Genomic DNA, 14,665 nt, shown 5'->3' with positions numbered 1-14,665 from the left:
AGCGCTGGTCCGCGTTCAGTCGATCTTGTCGGTCTCGAACTTGAAGCTGCGTTTGGGCAGCTTCAGTGCGCTTTGCTGACCGAACCAATGCTCGTACATGGATTCGGCCTTGCCGCCGGCTTCCAGCTCGCGCAGGGTGTCGTCCACGACCTTCTTGAGGCCTGCTTCGCCCTTTTTGATGCCCAGTGCCAGTGGCTCGGAGCTGATGCTGGTAGGCAGCATCACATAGTCCTTGCGCTGGTCACCCATCTGCACCAGGGCCCGTGCGAGACTTTGGTCCTCATTGACGAAGGCAGCCACCTTGCCTTGCTGCATTGCCACCAGTGCCTGGGGCGAAGTGTCGAAGGAGACCACGGTCACGGTGGGCACGGCGTTCTTGATGTTCACTTCCATCGAGCTGCCCTTGGCCGTCGATACACGCTTGCCGGCCAGATCTGCCACATCCTTGATGCCGCTGCCTGCCTTGACCAGCACCTTCTGGCCCGCCACGAATGTGGTCAGCGAGAAGTCGATCTGTGCCTCACGCTCCTTGTTGTGCGTGAGGGACGCGGCCAGCAGGTCGATGTGGCCTTGCTGCAACTCGGGGATGCGTGCTGCCAGCGTGATCTGCTTGAACACCGGCTTGACGCCGAGCTTGGCCGCCACGGCCTTGCCCAGATCGACGTCATAGCCCGCCAGTTCACGGGTCTTGGGGTCGATAAAGCTCAAAGGCTCGTCCGTACCGAGCACGCCCACCACGAGCTCGCCCTTCTTCTGGATATCGGCCACCTGGTCGGCATGCGCCATGCCACTGGCCGCTACCAGGCTGGCAACGGCTGCAATCCATACACGTCTTTTCATATCAACTCCTTGTTGTGTTGTTTCACTTATTCGCTGATCTTGTCACTGTCCCACTTGAAACTGCGCGCGGGCAGTTTCAATTTGCTCTGCTGACCAAACCATTTTTCGTACAGGGCATTGGCAGCGCCGCTGGCCTCCATCTCACGCAGGAGGTCATCCACCATTTTCTTGAAACCGGCTTCGCCTTTCTTGATGCCCAGCGCCAAGGGCTCGGTGCTCAGGTTCATGGGCAGCACACGGTAGTCCTTGCTGCGCTCGCCCAACTCGTAGTTGGCCTGCACCAGACTGATCTCGTCGTTGACAAAGCCCACGGCCTTGCCCTGCTGCAAAGCTACAAAAGCCTGGGGAGAGGTGTCAAAGGTCACGATCACTGCAGTAGGCACCACCTTGCGGATATTGACCTCCATCGTGCTGCCCTTGGCGGTCACCACACGCTTGCCTGCCAGGTCCGGCACGTCATTGATGCCACTGGTTTTCTTGACCATGACTTTCTGGCCAGTGACATAGGTGGTCAAAGAAAAATCTACCAGCGCCTCGCGCTCCTTGTTGTGCGTCAGTGCTGCGGCAAGGATGTCGACATGGCCTTGCTGCAGCTCGGGTATGCGAGCTGCCAGATTGAGCTGCTTGACGACAGGTTTGACCCCCAGCTTCTGGGCGACGGCCTTGCCAATGTCCACTTCGTAGCCGACCATCTCGCGGGTCTGGGGATCGATGAAGCTGAAAGGCTCGCTGGAGCCGTAGACCCCAATGATCAACTCGCCTTTTTTCTGGATATCGGCCAACTGGTCTGCATTCGCCGCACCAGCCATCCATACCAGGCTGACCACTGCTGCCACCCACACACGCCTTTTCATAGTGCTCCTTGTCATATATACAGCTCTGAATGTCCGGCCAACGCAGGGAATGGACCTTGCGTATCGGTTTCAGGCCAAAGAGCACTGTAGCAGTGGCCCGGAAAGACGGGCGCTCTCGCAAACCCGATGATGCTGCAAACGCACATATGGGGGTCCACATGCAGGGATGTGCGCTCTCAGAACGCCTACAACCTGGGAAGCGGCTATCGGCTTCTTGTAAATCGCGTCATGTAAAGTCACTCAAGGCCTGTCTCACCTTTGAGACAACGTCGTCAAAGGCAAAGCGCTCTTGCGAGCGCTTTGTAACTTTTCGGGCAACCGCAGCGCGATCACTCTGTCACTTGGTCACTGTCAAACTTGAAGTTGCGCTTGGGCATCTTGAGGGGGCTCCGCTGCCCATACCACTGCTCGTACAGGGCTTCGGCCTTGCCGCTGGCTTCCAACTCGCGCAGCGTGCTGTCCACTACCTGTTTCAATCCACTCTCGCCCTTCTTGATGCCCAGCGCCAGAGGCTCGATGCTCAGGTTGGAGGGCAGAATCTTGTAATCCTTGCCCTTGTCGCCCAGTTGCACCAGGGCGCGCACCACGCTCTTGTCATCGTTGACAAAGGCTGCACCCTTGCCCTGCTGCAAGGCCTGGAAGGCCTGCGGTGCGGTGTCGAAGGTGATGACGGTCGCAGTCGGCACGGCCTTCTTGGTGTTGGGCTCCTGCGTGCCGCCCTTGACCGTGACCACACGCTTGCCCGCCAGATCCGGCACATCATTGATGCCACTGCTCTTCTTGACCAGCACGGTCTGGCCGGTCACAAAGGTGGTGATGGAGAAATCCAGCTGCGCTTCGCGCTCCTTGGTGTGGGTGAGCGATGCGGCCAGCAGATCGACATGGCCTTGCTGCAGCTCCGGAATACGCGCAGCTACTGTCAGTTGCTTGAACACGGGCTTGACGCCGATCTTCTGCGCGACTGCCTTGCCCAGATCCACGTCGTAGCCCACCAGTTCGCGGGTTTTGGGATCGATGAAGCTGTTGGGCTCATCCGTGCCCAGCACGCCCACCACGAGCTCGCCCTTTTTCTGGATATCTGCCAGCAGATCTGCCTTTGCCACGCCTGTCAGCAATACCAACGCCGCCGCAGTGGCAGCCCATACACCGGTCTTCATTGCATCGTTCCTTGTTCTGTTCCGCCACCGAGCGAAACCGTGTCATAAATTCTATGGTTATGAAAAGCGATGCAATACTATTTTTAAGTCATATGAAAATTCCAAAACCAGTCACTGCTGCCTTGGACGGCATGTGGCGCCGGCAGGCCTGCTCAATTGCACAGCGAAAAGCCCGCCAGCAGGCGCATCAGCAATTCGGGAGCCATCCAGGCCCGCCAGGCCCACACCAATACGGTCGCCGCCAGGCCCGCCAGCAGGCTGACCACCGCAAAGCTTTTTATGCGCCGGTACCTATGGGCCCGCTCTTTCATTGCGCAACAGGCGCAAGCCGGTTTGCGCGAGCCTCACCCAGCGCCGCGTCTCGGATAGGCCAGTGCAGCAATGCGGCAAGCACTCCCAAGGCAATGGCAGCCCACCACAGCCACAGGTACGAATGGGTGGCGTCATAGACCAGTCCGCCCAGCCAGGCGCCCAGAAAGCCACCCACCTGATGGCCAAAGAACACGAAGCCAAACAAGGTGCTGAGGTAGCGCACGCCAAACACCTGTGCGATCAGGCCGTTGGTGAGCGGTACGGTGCCCAGCCACAGCAGGCCCATGACCACAGAAAAGACATAGGCAGTGGCAGCAGAAACCGGCGTCAGCACGAACCACAGCATGATGGCCGATCGCACCAGGTACAGCAGCGCCAGTGCGTATTTGCGGCGCATCCAGCCGCCCGCCCAGCTACAGGCATAGGTACCAAACACATTGGCCAGCGCCACCAGCGCCAGGCAGATGCCGGCCTCCCGCGCCCCCAGCCCCTGGTCCAGCAGATAGGCGGGCAGGTGCGCGGCAATGAAGGCAAGCTGAAAGCCACAGGCCAGAAAGCCGGCATTGAGCAGCCAGAACCCCTGATGGCCAAAGGCCTGCCGCAGCGCGCTACGCATGTCCAAGGCAGGTTCTGCAGGTTCGGCAGGCGCCGCCTGTCCGCCCGCCGGTAGAGGTGTGCGCTGGCGCAGCAACAGCGCCAGCGGGGCCGCCACAGCCATGACGGCGGCCAGCGCCAGCACCACCGGCTGCCAATGCCACTGCAGCAACAGGCTCTGGGTCAGGGGTACCATCAGAAACTGGCCCAAGCCGCCCAATGCGCCCGCCACACCCAGCGCCCAAGGCCGTTGCGCCGGAGAAAACAAGCGGCTGAGCGCACCATAGACCACCGCAAAGCCCGTGCCCGACAGGGCAATACCCACCAACACCCCATCGCCCCAGGTCAGCAGCCAGGTGCTCTGCGATTGCGCCATCAGCACCAGGCCCAAGGCATACAGCGCAGCGCTGGCCAGCATGACCCGTACGGCGCCAAAGCGGTCGGCCACCATGCCGGTGAAGGGCTGGGCCAGCCCCCACACCAGGTTCTGCAGCGCCACGGCCCAGGCGAAATCTTCACGGCTCCAGCCGCGCTCCAGAATGACGGGCTGCATCAACAGGCCCTGCACATGGCGTATGCCCAATGCGCAGCCCATGATGATGCCGCCGGCCAGCACCAACTGCCAGCGGTAGCGCCATGCTTCCTCCTGCAAGTGAGATGAGAAATGGTTGGAATGGGTGGTCATGTTGTCCTCGGTGGGCTGCGCCGCCGCATGCTGCAGCTGGCTGATCGGTGCGTTGCCAGGGCTCGCTGCCCCTCACGCAGCAGCGAACCAGAAGCGTCCTTTCCAGCAGGCTCCCATCGCTGATGGGAATGTGAACCTGACCGCACGAGCGAAGGTGAGACCGTAGGCGTTACAACACAGTTCGAACATTCACCGCGCATGAAAAACCTGAAAATTGCGCTAGAGTGGCCTTATTACAGGGGATTGCTGTTCCCAGTTCAAACGAATATTCGTCCCCCTTCACATGAATATCAGGAATGCCTAAACCGCTCTCTCCCCTGCCTTCGCTGGATCTGCTTCGCACCCTGGTTGCCGTGGGCCAGCGCATGAGCATCACCTTGGCAGCCCAGGATCTGTATCTGACCCAATCGGCCGTCAGCAAGCAGATCCGCCAGCTGGAACAAACCCTGGGTGTGGCCCTGCTGGTGCGAGGCCACCGCAGCATTGCATTCACCACAGCGGGCGAGCGGCTGTATCAGAGCGCTGCCCAGCATCTGCACGCGCTGCATGGCACGCTGGCGCAGATTGCCGCACAGGGCCAGCGCCATAGCGTCACTGTCTCTGCCAGCATCGGCATCACCGCGCTGTGGTTGCTGCCGCGCCTGGGCCGCTTTCAGCAGCGCTGCCCTGATGTGGATGTGCGCGTGGCTGCAGACAACCGGCTGCATGGCCCGCAGACACCGGATATCGACCTGGCCATCCGCTACTGCGCGGCGCAGGACGCCCCTGCCGGAGCGCAGCGTCTGTTTGGCGAGTCACTGGTGCCGGTGGCCCATCCGTCACTGAACGCACCACAGCTGAAAACACCTGCACAAGTCGACAGTCTGGTGCTGCTGGAGTTGGATTTGCCCAACCGGCCCTGGCTGCATTGGCATGGCTGGCTGCAGGCGCAGGGCTTGCCCGCTAGCGGCACGCAGCGCATGCTGCGCTACAACCAGTACGACCAGGTGATTCATGCTGCCATTGCCGGGCAAGGGGTGGCAATTGGCCGTTATGAGCTGATTGCCCCGATGCTGGATGACGGGCGCCTCGTGGCGCTCGGCCCCATCGACCCCACGCTCAGCCCTTATGGCTACTGGCTGGTGCCCTTTGCCTCAGCCCGCCAGCGCCATGCGGACGGCGCCCAGGGCGCGCTGGCACGCTTTGCGCAATGGGTGCGCGAGGAAGCGGGTGTCGTCGCCTGAAAAAGATCAGACCAGCAGGTCCAGCGCATTGCGGTAGGCAGGCTGGTGCATCAGGTCGTCCCAGGCCTGGGGCTCGGTGTCGGGCAACAGAGCAAGGCGGCGCGATTCGGAATCCGCATCGGGCACCCAGCGGCCGCCCTGCAACGCCGCGTCCATACCGGCAAGCAGTTCGTCCACATGTGCACCCAGGCCCAGGCTCTGGTTGCACAGCAGCACCATGTCGCAGCCCGCATTCAGGGCCGCCAGGGCTGCGTCGGTGTAGCCGATGAGCTTGCCCCCAATGCGGCGGGCGCCTTCCATGCTGAGGTCGTCGCTGAAAATAGCGCCGTCATAGCGCAGGCGGCTGCGCAGCACGTCCTTGAGCCATTTTTCGCTGAAGCCTGCGGGGCGTTTGTCGACCTTGGGGTAGATGACATGGGCAGGCATGACGGCCGTGAGCACACTGGACAGCCAGGGGTACGGCGCGGCGTCTTCGGCCAGAATGGCAGAGAGGCTGCGCGTATCGACAGGAATGTCGACATGCGAATCGGCCTTGACGAAACCATGACCGGGAAAATGCTTGCCGCAGTTGCCCATGCCCGCCTGCAGCAGGCCATGCATCAGGCTCCTGGCAAGCGACGCCACCACGCGCGGATCGCGGTGGAAGCTGCGGTCGCCGATGACAGAGCTTTCGCCATAGTCAAGATCGAGCACCGGCGTGAAGCTGAAATCCACGCCACAGGCGCGCAGCTCTGCACCCAGCACATAACCCGCCGCAGTGGCTGCGTTCATGGCGCGCATGGCGCCGCTGCCCTCGCGGTGTTTGCTACCCTTGCCATCATCCATCCACATCTGGCCAAAGGCACGCATGGGCGGCAGGTGCGTGAAGCCGTCCGAGCGAAAGCGCTGCACGCGCCCACCTTCGTGATCGACACAGATCAGCAGGTCCGGCTTGACGGCCTTGATATCGGCGCACAGCTGCACCAGTGCAGAGCGGTTTTCCCAGTTGCGGGCAAACAGGATGATGCCGCCCACCAGCGGGTGGGCCAGACGCTTGCGGTCCACGTCAGTGAGCTGTTTGCCGGCGATATCGATGATCAGTGGTGCGTGCATGGTCATGGGCAGGAATGTCAGCAGGAAGAAGCAGATGAATACTATGAAAACAATAGCTATTGGCGCTTACCAGTTATACGCCAACAGACTTTATAGCTTGAGTTGAAGGGGCTGCTACAGCTTTTCCACCACACAGAAACTCGCCGCGTAGTCAACCTCATCGGTCACGGTGATGTGCGCCGTGAGCCCTTGCGCAGCAAACCAGGTGGCCAGTTCACCATGCAGGGCAATGGCGGGTTTGCCGCTTGCCAAATTGATGATTTCGCAGTGGCGCCAGGTCATGGGCATGCGCATGCCCAGCCCCACGGCCTTGCTGAAGGCTTCCTTGGCGGAAAAGCGCGTGGCAAGGTAGCGCACGCCGCGGTCAGGCCAGCGCTCGGAACGGCGCCGCCATGTGGCCAGCTCGCCCTCGGCCAGCACCTTGTGGGCAAAGCGCTCGCCCTGGCGCTCCAGGGTGGCGCGAATGCGGCGGATATCGCAGATGTCGGTGCCAATACCGTAGATCATGGTTCTGAAGAAAAGCAGCCGCCAGCGCCCAACCAGTGAGCGCAATTAGCTATTATTACAGGAGCACCCCATCCGGCCGCGCCGCGAGAGACCGCAGATAGGCGCGCACGGCTTCGGCGTAGCCCAGCTCCAGTGCATCGGTCACGAAGGCATGGCCAATGGAGACTTCGAGCACGCCCGGAACATTGGCAACAAATGGTGTGAGGTTGCGCAGGCTCAGGTCGTGCCCGGCGTTCACCCCCAGGCCTGCTGCCTGCGCTGCCTGCGCGGCTGCTGCGTACTGACGAATCTGCGTGCTCTGCTCAGGCGTGCCAAAGGCTGCGGCATAAGGTTCGGTGTACAGCTCCACCCGGTCGGCGCCGACGGCCTTGACCGCAGCCATCTGCTCGGGGATGGGATCCATGAACAGGCTCACGCGCACGCCCAGCGCCTTGCATTCGGCAATCAGGGGACGAAGGCGCTCGGCATCTTGCGGAAAGCTCCAGCCGTGGTCGCTGGTGAACTGGTCTTCGCCATCGGGCACGAAGGTGGCCTGGTGCGGGCGGTACTTGCGCACGAACTCCATCAGGTTGTGGAAAGGGTTGCCTTCGATGTTGAACTCGCGTGGCACGGGCCAGGTGGCCACGACCTCGGCCAGTTTTTCCACGTCCTCGGCCCGGATGTGGCGTTCATCCGGGCGGGGGTGCACCGTGATGCCCTGGGCGCCCGCTTCCAGGCACAGGCGCGCGGCGCGGGTGACACTGGGAATGCCCAGATGGCGGGTGTTACGGATCAAGGCAACCTTGTTGAGGTTGACCGACAAGGCGGTTTTCACGGGGGTGGTCATAGCGATTGGATGTCCATCATCAACTGGCGGGTACGCAGTACCGGCTGGCCGCAATGGTGTTGCAGCACAGCACGCAATTGTGCTTTTAACTCGCCCGCACACAACACGCAAGCCCTCAATACCTGCGGATAAGGATTTGCGGTGTGCAGCGCAGCCTCCAGCTGCAGCCACTGGCTGCCGCAGAGGCTGGCCCGGTCATTGCGAGTGGCTTCACGCAGGCCCGCCTCTGGCACCAGCACATAGTGCGCGTTCTCCTGCACCGGCTGCAGAGAGAGGGTCTGCACCGCCAGCGAAGGCAGGTGGCCCAGCTCGCGCAGCAATAGCAACTCGAAGGCGCGCAGCACAGGCTCTAGCACTTCTTCGTGGCCTGTAGCCAACACCTGCACCACCCCGGCATATATGTCGAATAGGTCAGCAAACGGGTCTTCACGCGCCAGCAAGCGCATCAGAAGTTCGTTCAGGTACAGGCCGGACAGCAGGCCTTCGGCCACCGGCATGGTGTGGCCGCCCACCCATTCCGCGCTTTTGAGCGTGTGGATGTCGGACGCACCGTCGCCACCCATGCCCCATGAGAGCTTGAGCGGCTGCAGCGCCAGCAGCACAGGGCGAAAGCTGGAGGTCGGCTTTTTCACCCCTTTGGCCACCAGCGCCACACGCCCGCGGTGGCGCGTGAAGCACTCCAGGATCAGGCTGGATTCACTCCAGTCATAGCGATGGAGGATGAAGGCAGGTTCGTCGTTGACGCGTTTGACGGCCATGGGCTTGCGGGCTGCGCGCAGGGTTCAATGCAAAGGCAGACGGCGCGGGTGCCTTCACTGGGCGCTGCTGTTTGGCAGCCTTTCCAAAGTAAGAGCTATCAATGCACACCCATATTGGGTTTCAAAGTATTTTCTACTTCAAACCCAGCAAGGGCGTGCGCAAACAGATATGTTTTTTGCCGGACAGAAGCCACAGGCACGCAGCACTGCTTACTCGTAGCCAAAGGATTTGACGCGGGCCTCGTCGTCTGCCCAGCCGGATTTGACCTTGACCCAGATTTCGAGGAACACCTTGGCGCCCATGAGCTTTTCCAGCTCCTGCCGTGCCTCGGTGCTGATGCGCTTGAGCTTTTCACCCTTTTCGCCGATCACCATGGCCTTGTGGCCGTCGCGCTCCACCACAATCGTCGCGGCAATGCGCATGAAGCGGCCATGCGCCTTGCTCGGCTCTTCGTCAAACTTGTCGATGACCACGGTAGAGGTATAGGGCAGCTCGTCGCCGGTGAAGCGGAACAGCTTTTCGCGGACGGTCTCGGCCGCCAGAAACTTTTCGCTGCGGTCGGTCAACTCATCTGCGCCATAGAACCAGGCCTGCTCGGGCAGGTATTTCTCGCAGATACCGAACAGGCGCTCAATATCGCCCTTGTTCTTGGCCGACATGGGCACGAACTCGGCAAACGGATGACGCTCCTGCATGCCCTGCAGCCAGGGCGCAATCTCGTGGCGGCGGTGCACGTTATCGAGCTTGTTGGCAATCAGCAAGGTGGGAATGCCGGGCTTGAACAGGCTCAGCACCTTGGCGTCAGCCAGCGTGAAGCTGCCCGCCTCCACCACGAACAGGATCAGGTCCACATCGCCAATCGCGCCCATGACGGTCTTGTTCAGCGATTTGTTCAGGGCCGTGGAGTGCTTGGTCTGGAACCCAGGCGTGTCGACAAACACAAATTGCGTGTTGCCCCGGCTGCGGATGCCCGTGATGCGGTGCCGCGTGGTCTGCGCCTTGCGCGAGGTGATCGAGATCTTCTGGCCCACCAGGGCGTTCATCAGGGTGGATTTGCCCACATTGGGCTTGCCGACGATGGCGATCAGGCCGCAGCGCTGGGGACCCAAGGGTGCAACTTCTGCAGATTCCGGTTCATCTGCAGAACGCGCCACGGCCGAACCAGGCTTGGCTGCAGCGAGCATGGCATCGAGATCGGCCATGGACTGGCCCGATGGCAATTGGGAGGCATCCGCTGCGCCAGTGACTTGCGGTGGTGTTTTCTTGGACGTCATAAAAGCTCAGCGGTGCTGGGTTTGCAATTGTTGCAGCATGATGGCGGCGGCCGCCTGCTCTGCTGCGCGGCGCGATGGGCCCGCGCCCTGGCTCTTGGCCTTGAAGGCCGGCACGGTACAGTCCACATGAAAAGTCTGCGCATGGGCTGCACCCGTGGTACCGGTCACCTCATACAGAGGCACCGGCTGCTTGCGCGCCTGTAGCCACTCCTGAAGTGCCGTCTTGGCATCTTTGGAGGCAGCAGGCATATGCTGCGAAATCTCGACGCGCTCGTACAGATGGTGCACGATTCCTTCGGCCTGGGCATAGCCGGCATCCAGATACACTGCGCCGATAATGGCTTCTACGGCATCGGCCAGGATCGAGGGCCGCTCGCGTCCGCCGGACTTGGCCTCGCCTTCCCCAAGACGCAATACCTTGGCCAGTTCCAGCCGCAGGGCGATCTGGTGCAGGGTATCTTGCTTGACGAGGTTGGCGCGGATACGCGAGAGATCGCCTTCGGGCGTGGTCTTGAGCTTCTGGAACAGCATGGTCGATACCGCCAGCCCCAGAACCGAGTCGCCCAAAAATTCGAGACGCTCATTGTGCTCCGCACAAAAGCTACGGTGCGTTACCGCTCGCTGCAGCAACGCACCGTTCGAGAAAGAGTACTGCAGGCGTTCCTGCAATCGGCTGAGTTCTGATTCCACCTATTTCACACTATCGTTAAAACGGAAGACCAAGTACACCGGCCCGTACAGCGGAATGTCGCGCTCATAGCTGTACGACACCACAACCTTGCCTTCCTGGTCCTTGGTCACTTCCAGATCCTTGTCATTGACCGAAGTCATGTCATCAATGGCCTGTGCCCGTGCATAGATGGCACGCACTTCCTGAACAGTCGTTCCTTGCCGGGCGGCCTTGATGGCTGCCTTCTTGATGTTCATGTTCTCGATCACGATGGGAACGGCCTTGCTGCCCACAATTGCCAACGCCACAATGATGAAACCCCAGAGCACCAGGCCAATGAAGGACATTCCGCGCTGGCGGCTACGGGTTGTGGGTTGGTTGGCTCGCATAGACATTCCCTCTCAAAAAGCTGTTCTAGTTAAATGACCCAATTCGCTTGATGTTACCGAAATTCATCCAGACAAAAAAGGCTTTGCCCACAATATTGGCGTCAGGCACAAAGCCCCAGTAACGGGAATCCAACGAATTGTCGCGGTTGTCGCCCATCATGAAGTAATGGCCTTCCGGCACCTTGCAGACCACGCCTTCCACCGAGTAACGGCAGTTTTCCTTGTACTTGAAGTCCGTCACACCCTGCACGAAGTTGGGCACATCGGGGTTGATGATGGACCTGTGCGTCTTCTCACCCAACTGCTCTTCAATCTGCTTGAAGTAGCGCATTGCATCCTGCTCAAAATAATCGGGCTGGTTGGTCGTGGGCACGGGCTTGCCGTTGATCGTCAGACGCTTGTTGATGTAGGCCACCTCGTCACCAGGCACCCCCACCACACGCTTGATGTAATCCATGCTGGGCTGCGGTGGGTAGCGGAACACCATCACGTCCCCACGCTGGGGCGCATTGCCTTCGGTGATTTTCTTGTTGAGTACCGGCAGGCGCACTCCGTAGGTGAATTTATTGACCAAAATCAAGTCCCCAACCTGCAGGGTGGGGATCATCGAGCCCGATGGAATCTTGAACGGCTCGAACAGGAAAGAGCGCAGAATGAACACCACGGCAATGACCGGGAACAGACCTGCGGTCCAATCCAGCCACCAGGGCTGCGTCAGGAGACGCGTCTTGGCCTCTGCCACATCCGGGCCATCCACTTTCTGAATGCCCTGCGCAGCCAGTTGCGAGCTGCGCTCTGCCGCAGATGCCTCGAGCGCGGCCGCCGCAGCGCGGCGCTTGGGCAGGAAGTAGAAGCGCTCTGCCAGCCAGTAGGCACCCGTCACCACAGTGGCCAGGAACAGCAAAAGTGCAAAATTGCCTTCAATGGCACCCGAGTACCAGGCGCCCATATAGCCCACGAAAGCGGCCAGGATCAGTGTCGTCAGGATTGGCATAGTTCTTCTGAATTATTCTTCCACTTGCAAAATCGCGAGGAATGCCTCTTGCGGCACTTCCACCGAGCCGATCTGCTTCATGCGTTTCTTACCCGCCTTCTGCTTTTCGAGCAGCTTGCGCTTACGCGTGATGTCGCCGCCATAGCACTTGGCCAGCACGTTCTTGCGCAGCGCCTTGACGGTTTCGCGCGCAATGATGTTGGCACCGATGGCGGCCTGGATGGCCACATCGAACTGCTGGCGGCTGATGATTTCACGCATCTTGGCCACCACGGCCCGGCCCCGGTATACCGACTGCGAGCGGTGCACGATGATGGACAGCGCATCGACCTTGTCGCCATTGAGCAGGATATCGACCTTGACCACATCGGAGGCCCGGTACTCCTTGAACTCGTAGTCCATGGAAGCATAGCCGCGCGACACCGACTTGAGCTTGTCGAAGAAATCGAGCACGATCTCGCCCAGCGGCATCTCGTAGGTCAGCATGACCTGGCGGCCGTGGTACTGCATGTTCATCTGCACACCGCGCTTCTGGTTGGCCAGGGTCATGACCGGGCCCACATAATCCTGCGGCATGTACAGGTGCACCGTCACGATGGGTTCGCGCACCTCTTCGATGCGGCCGGTTTCGGGCATCTTCGATGGGTTTTCCACATCGATGACCTCGCCATCGCCCTTGACCACCTGGTAGACCACGCTGGGCGCGGTGGTGATCAGGTCTTGATCGAACTCGCGTTCCAGGCGCTCCTGCACGATTTCCATGTGCAGCAGGCCCAGAAAGCCGCAGCGGAAGCCAAAGCCCAGTGCCTGCGAGACTTCGGGCTCGAACTGCAGCGACGAATCGTTGAGCTGCAGCTTTTCCAGCGCATCACGCAACTGGTCGTATTCGGACGCTTCGGTCGGGTAGAGGCCCGCAAACACCTGGGGCTTGATTTCCTTGAAGCCCGGCAGCGCCTCGGTGGCAGGGCCCAGGTTGTTGGGCAGCTTCTTTTCCAGCGTGATGGTGTCACCCACCTTGGCGGCCTTCAATTCCTTGATGCCGGCAATGATGTAGCCCACCTCGCCCGCCTTGAGCGACTCGCGCGGCTGGTTGGCAGGGGTGAACACGCCGACGTTGTTGGCCTCATAAGCAGCGCCGCTGGCCATCATCTTGAAGCGCTCACCCTTTTTCAGTTCCCCATCGACCACGCGCACGAGCATCACCACGCCGACATAGGTGTCGAACCAGCTGTCGATGATCATTGCGCGCAGCGGGGCATCAGGCTTGCCTTTGGGTGGTGGCACCTTGGCCACGACCGCCTCCAGGATTTCGTCAACGCCCATGCCGGTCTTGGCCGAGCAGGGAATGGCATCGCTCGCATCGATACCGATCACATCCTCGATTTCAGCCTTGGCATTGTCCGGATCGGCCTGAGGCAGGTCCATCTTGTTGAGCACGGCCATCACTTCCACGCCCAGATCAAGCGCGGTGTAGCAGTTGGCCACGGTCTGCGCTTCGACGCCCTGCGAGGCATCCACCACCAACAGCGCACCTTCGCAGGCAGACAGGGAACGGCTCACCTCGTAGGAAAAGTCCACGTGGCCGGGGGTGTCGATCAGGTTCAGGTTGTAGACCTGACCATCCTTGGCCTTGTACTGCAGCGCGGCTGTCTGGGCCTTGATGGTGATGCCGCGCTCTTTCTCGATGTCCATCGAGTCCAGCACCTGGGCCTCCATCTCGCGTTCGGCCAGGCCTCCGCAACGCTGGATCAAGCGATCCGCCAGGGTGGATTTGCCATGGTCAATGTGGGCAATGATGGAAAAATTACGAATGTGCTGCATCAACTAACAACAATAGAAAGGCCGGAGAAACAGATGCTTCCCAACGGCGGGCACGCCAAAGCGGCGGGCAAAGCCAGCCGAAAGCAAGCATTGTAGGCAAAAAGCAAAGCACCCCAAGCCTGCTGGCACGGCAACCGCCTTTTCACGATCCGGAAAAGGATCCTGCCCTGCCCAACCCTGTTGCTCCGCGCTTCTAGGCCTGATGCTCTCCGGCAATGATCTGCCCAATCGACAATTCATTGCCACTGGGGTCGACCATACGGAAATCGCGCATGCCATACGGACGGTCTCCAATGGGAACGACAATCCTGGCGCCAGCTTCCACAAGCCCGTGGTAGTAGGCCTCTACTTCCGAGACCCGGAAACTGGCATGCGAAGCACCAGCAGGACTGGCTCCTGCGCGCTGTATCAGGGTGATTTCCACGCAATCACGGCACACGGCGGCAATATCTGGCGGATCACCCCAGGACCAGGCTATGTCAAATCCAAGCACATCCCGGTAGAAGTCCATCGACTGCTGCAGGTCTGTGACCGAAAAGATGGGAGAGACCGATTCGAATTTCATAGGCACCGCCTGTCTGGATAGCCACCAGGATCACCACCTTTGCTTGAACGCGCAAGCCTCTCCACCCCGATGCATTTCCAGGGTGCTGATCTTCATGCAGAAA

At 60.6% G+C, this 14,665-nt stretch carries 16 protein-coding genes; 1 reads left to right on the top strand and 15 read right to left on the bottom strand.

All coding sequences use genetic code 11. The features are described 5' to 3' along the window. Nucleotides 1-15: 15 nt before the first annotated feature. From ACH2DG_RS06540 to ACH2DG_RS06520, 5 genes are all read right to left on the bottom strand, one after another. Nucleotides 16-840 carry an ABC transporter substrate-binding protein gene (locus tag ACH2DG_RS06540; RefSeq protein ID WP_395024920.1) on the bottom strand — a complete coding sequence of 275 codons (825 nt, stop codon included), beginning with the start codon at nucleotides 838-840 and terminating at the stop codon, nucleotides 16-18. 26 nt (nucleotides 841-866) lie between these two features. Next, nucleotides 867-1,694 carry an ABC transporter substrate-binding protein gene (locus ACH2DG_RS06535; protein ID WP_395024919.1) on the bottom strand — a complete coding sequence of 276 codons (828 nt, stop codon included), beginning with the start codon at nucleotides 1,692-1,694 and terminating at the stop codon, nucleotides 867-869. Between the two features lie 329 nt (nucleotides 1,695-2,023). Continuing rightward, on the bottom strand, nucleotides 2,024-2,851 hold the full coding sequence (locus tag ACH2DG_RS06530; protein WP_395024918.1) for an ABC transporter substrate-binding protein: 828 nt from the start codon (nucleotides 2,849-2,851) through the stop codon (nucleotides 2,024-2,026). 152 nt (nucleotides 2,852-3,003) lie between these two features. Continuing rightward, entirely contained in the window at nucleotides 3,004-3,162 is a 159-nt protein-coding gene (locus ACH2DG_RS06525) for a hypothetical protein (protein WP_395024917.1), read from the bottom strand. Further along, nucleotides 3,159-4,442, bottom strand: coding sequence for an MFS transporter (locus ACH2DG_RS06520; protein ID WP_395024916.1), 1,284 nt, complete (start codon nucleotides 4,440-4,442; stop codon nucleotides 3,159-3,161). The genes ACH2DG_RS06525 and ACH2DG_RS06520 overlap by 4 nt, the downstream gene beginning before the upstream one ends. 296 nt (nucleotides 4,443-4,738) lie before the next feature. Between ACH2DG_RS06520 and ACH2DG_RS06515 the strand changes: the two genes are divergently transcribed. Continuing rightward, nucleotides 4,739-5,665 (top strand): LysR substrate-binding domain-containing protein, encoded by a 927-nt coding sequence (locus ACH2DG_RS06515; RefSeq protein WP_395024915.1) that lies wholly within the window; start codon nucleotides 4,739-4,741, stop codon nucleotides 5,663-5,665. 6 nt (nucleotides 5,666-5,671) lie between these two features. Here ACH2DG_RS06515 and nagZ read toward each other — a convergent pair whose 3' ends face one another. The 10 genes from nagZ to ACH2DG_RS06465 form a co-directional block, all read right to left on the bottom strand. Continuing rightward, on the bottom strand, nucleotides 5,672-6,763 hold the full coding sequence (gene nagZ / locus ACH2DG_RS06510; protein ID WP_395024914.1) for a beta-N-acetylhexosaminidase: 1,092 nt from the start codon (nucleotides 6,761-6,763) through the stop codon (nucleotides 5,672-5,674). Between the two features lie 108 nt (nucleotides 6,764-6,871). After that, nucleotides 6,872-7,264: a holo-ACP synthase gene (acpS, locus tag ACH2DG_RS06505; RefSeq protein WP_184706722.1), complete on the bottom strand. Its 393-nt coding sequence runs from the start codon at nucleotides 7,262-7,264 to the stop codon at nucleotides 6,872-6,874. Nucleotides 7,265-7,319: 55 nt separating this feature from the next. Next, nucleotides 7,320-8,090, bottom strand: a complete 771-nt coding sequence (locus ACH2DG_RS06500; protein ID WP_395024913.1) for a pyridoxine 5'-phosphate synthase — start codon at nucleotides 8,088-8,090, stop codon at nucleotides 7,320-7,322. Continuing rightward, on the bottom strand, nucleotides 8,087-8,848 hold the full coding sequence (gene recO / locus ACH2DG_RS06495; RefSeq protein WP_395024912.1) for a DNA repair protein RecO: 762 nt from the start codon (nucleotides 8,846-8,848) through the stop codon (nucleotides 8,087-8,089). Before recO ends, ACH2DG_RS06500 begins: the two co-directional genes overlap by 4 nt. Nucleotides 8,849-9,058: 210 nt before the next feature. Further along, nucleotides 9,059-10,051 (bottom strand): GTPase Era, encoded by a 993-nt coding sequence (gene era, locus ACH2DG_RS06490; RefSeq protein ID WP_395024989.1) that lies wholly within the window; start codon nucleotides 10,049-10,051, stop codon nucleotides 9,059-9,061. Between the two features lie 78 nt (nucleotides 10,052-10,129). Continuing rightward, entirely contained in the window at nucleotides 10,130-10,813 is a 684-nt protein-coding gene (rnc, locus tag ACH2DG_RS06485; RefSeq protein ID WP_395024911.1) for a ribonuclease III, read from the bottom strand. Continuing rightward, complete coding sequence (locus ACH2DG_RS06480; protein WP_395024910.1) at nucleotides 10,814-11,182, bottom strand: DUF4845 domain-containing protein; 369 nt, start codon at nucleotides 11,180-11,182, stop codon at nucleotides 10,814-10,816. A gap of 25 nt (nucleotides 11,183-11,207) precedes the next feature. Further along, nucleotides 11,208-12,176, bottom strand: coding sequence for a signal peptidase I (gene lepB / locus ACH2DG_RS06475; RefSeq protein ID WP_395024909.1), 969 nt, complete (start codon nucleotides 12,174-12,176; stop codon nucleotides 11,208-11,210). A 12-nt stretch (nucleotides 12,177-12,188) separates the two neighbouring features. Next, nucleotides 12,189-13,997, bottom strand: a complete 1,809-nt coding sequence (gene lepA / locus ACH2DG_RS06470; RefSeq protein ID WP_395024908.1) for a translation elongation factor 4 — start codon at nucleotides 13,995-13,997, stop codon at nucleotides 12,189-12,191. A gap of 193 nt (nucleotides 13,998-14,190) precedes the next feature. Then, a complete protein-coding gene (locus ACH2DG_RS06465) occupies nucleotides 14,191-14,562 on the bottom strand; it encodes a VOC family protein (protein WP_395024906.1) in 372 nt (123 codons plus the stop codon). Nucleotides 14,563-14,665: the final 103 nt, after the last annotated feature.

The organism is Comamonas odontotermitis, from assembly GCF_040396735.1.
GTDB classification, from domain to species: domain Bacteria; phylum Pseudomonadota; class Gammaproteobacteria; order Burkholderiales; family Burkholderiaceae_C; genus Comamonas; species Comamonas odontotermitis_C.
The sequence above is the reverse complement of the archived record's forward strand: the minus strand, read 5'-3'. Positions and strand labels throughout refer to the sequence as shown.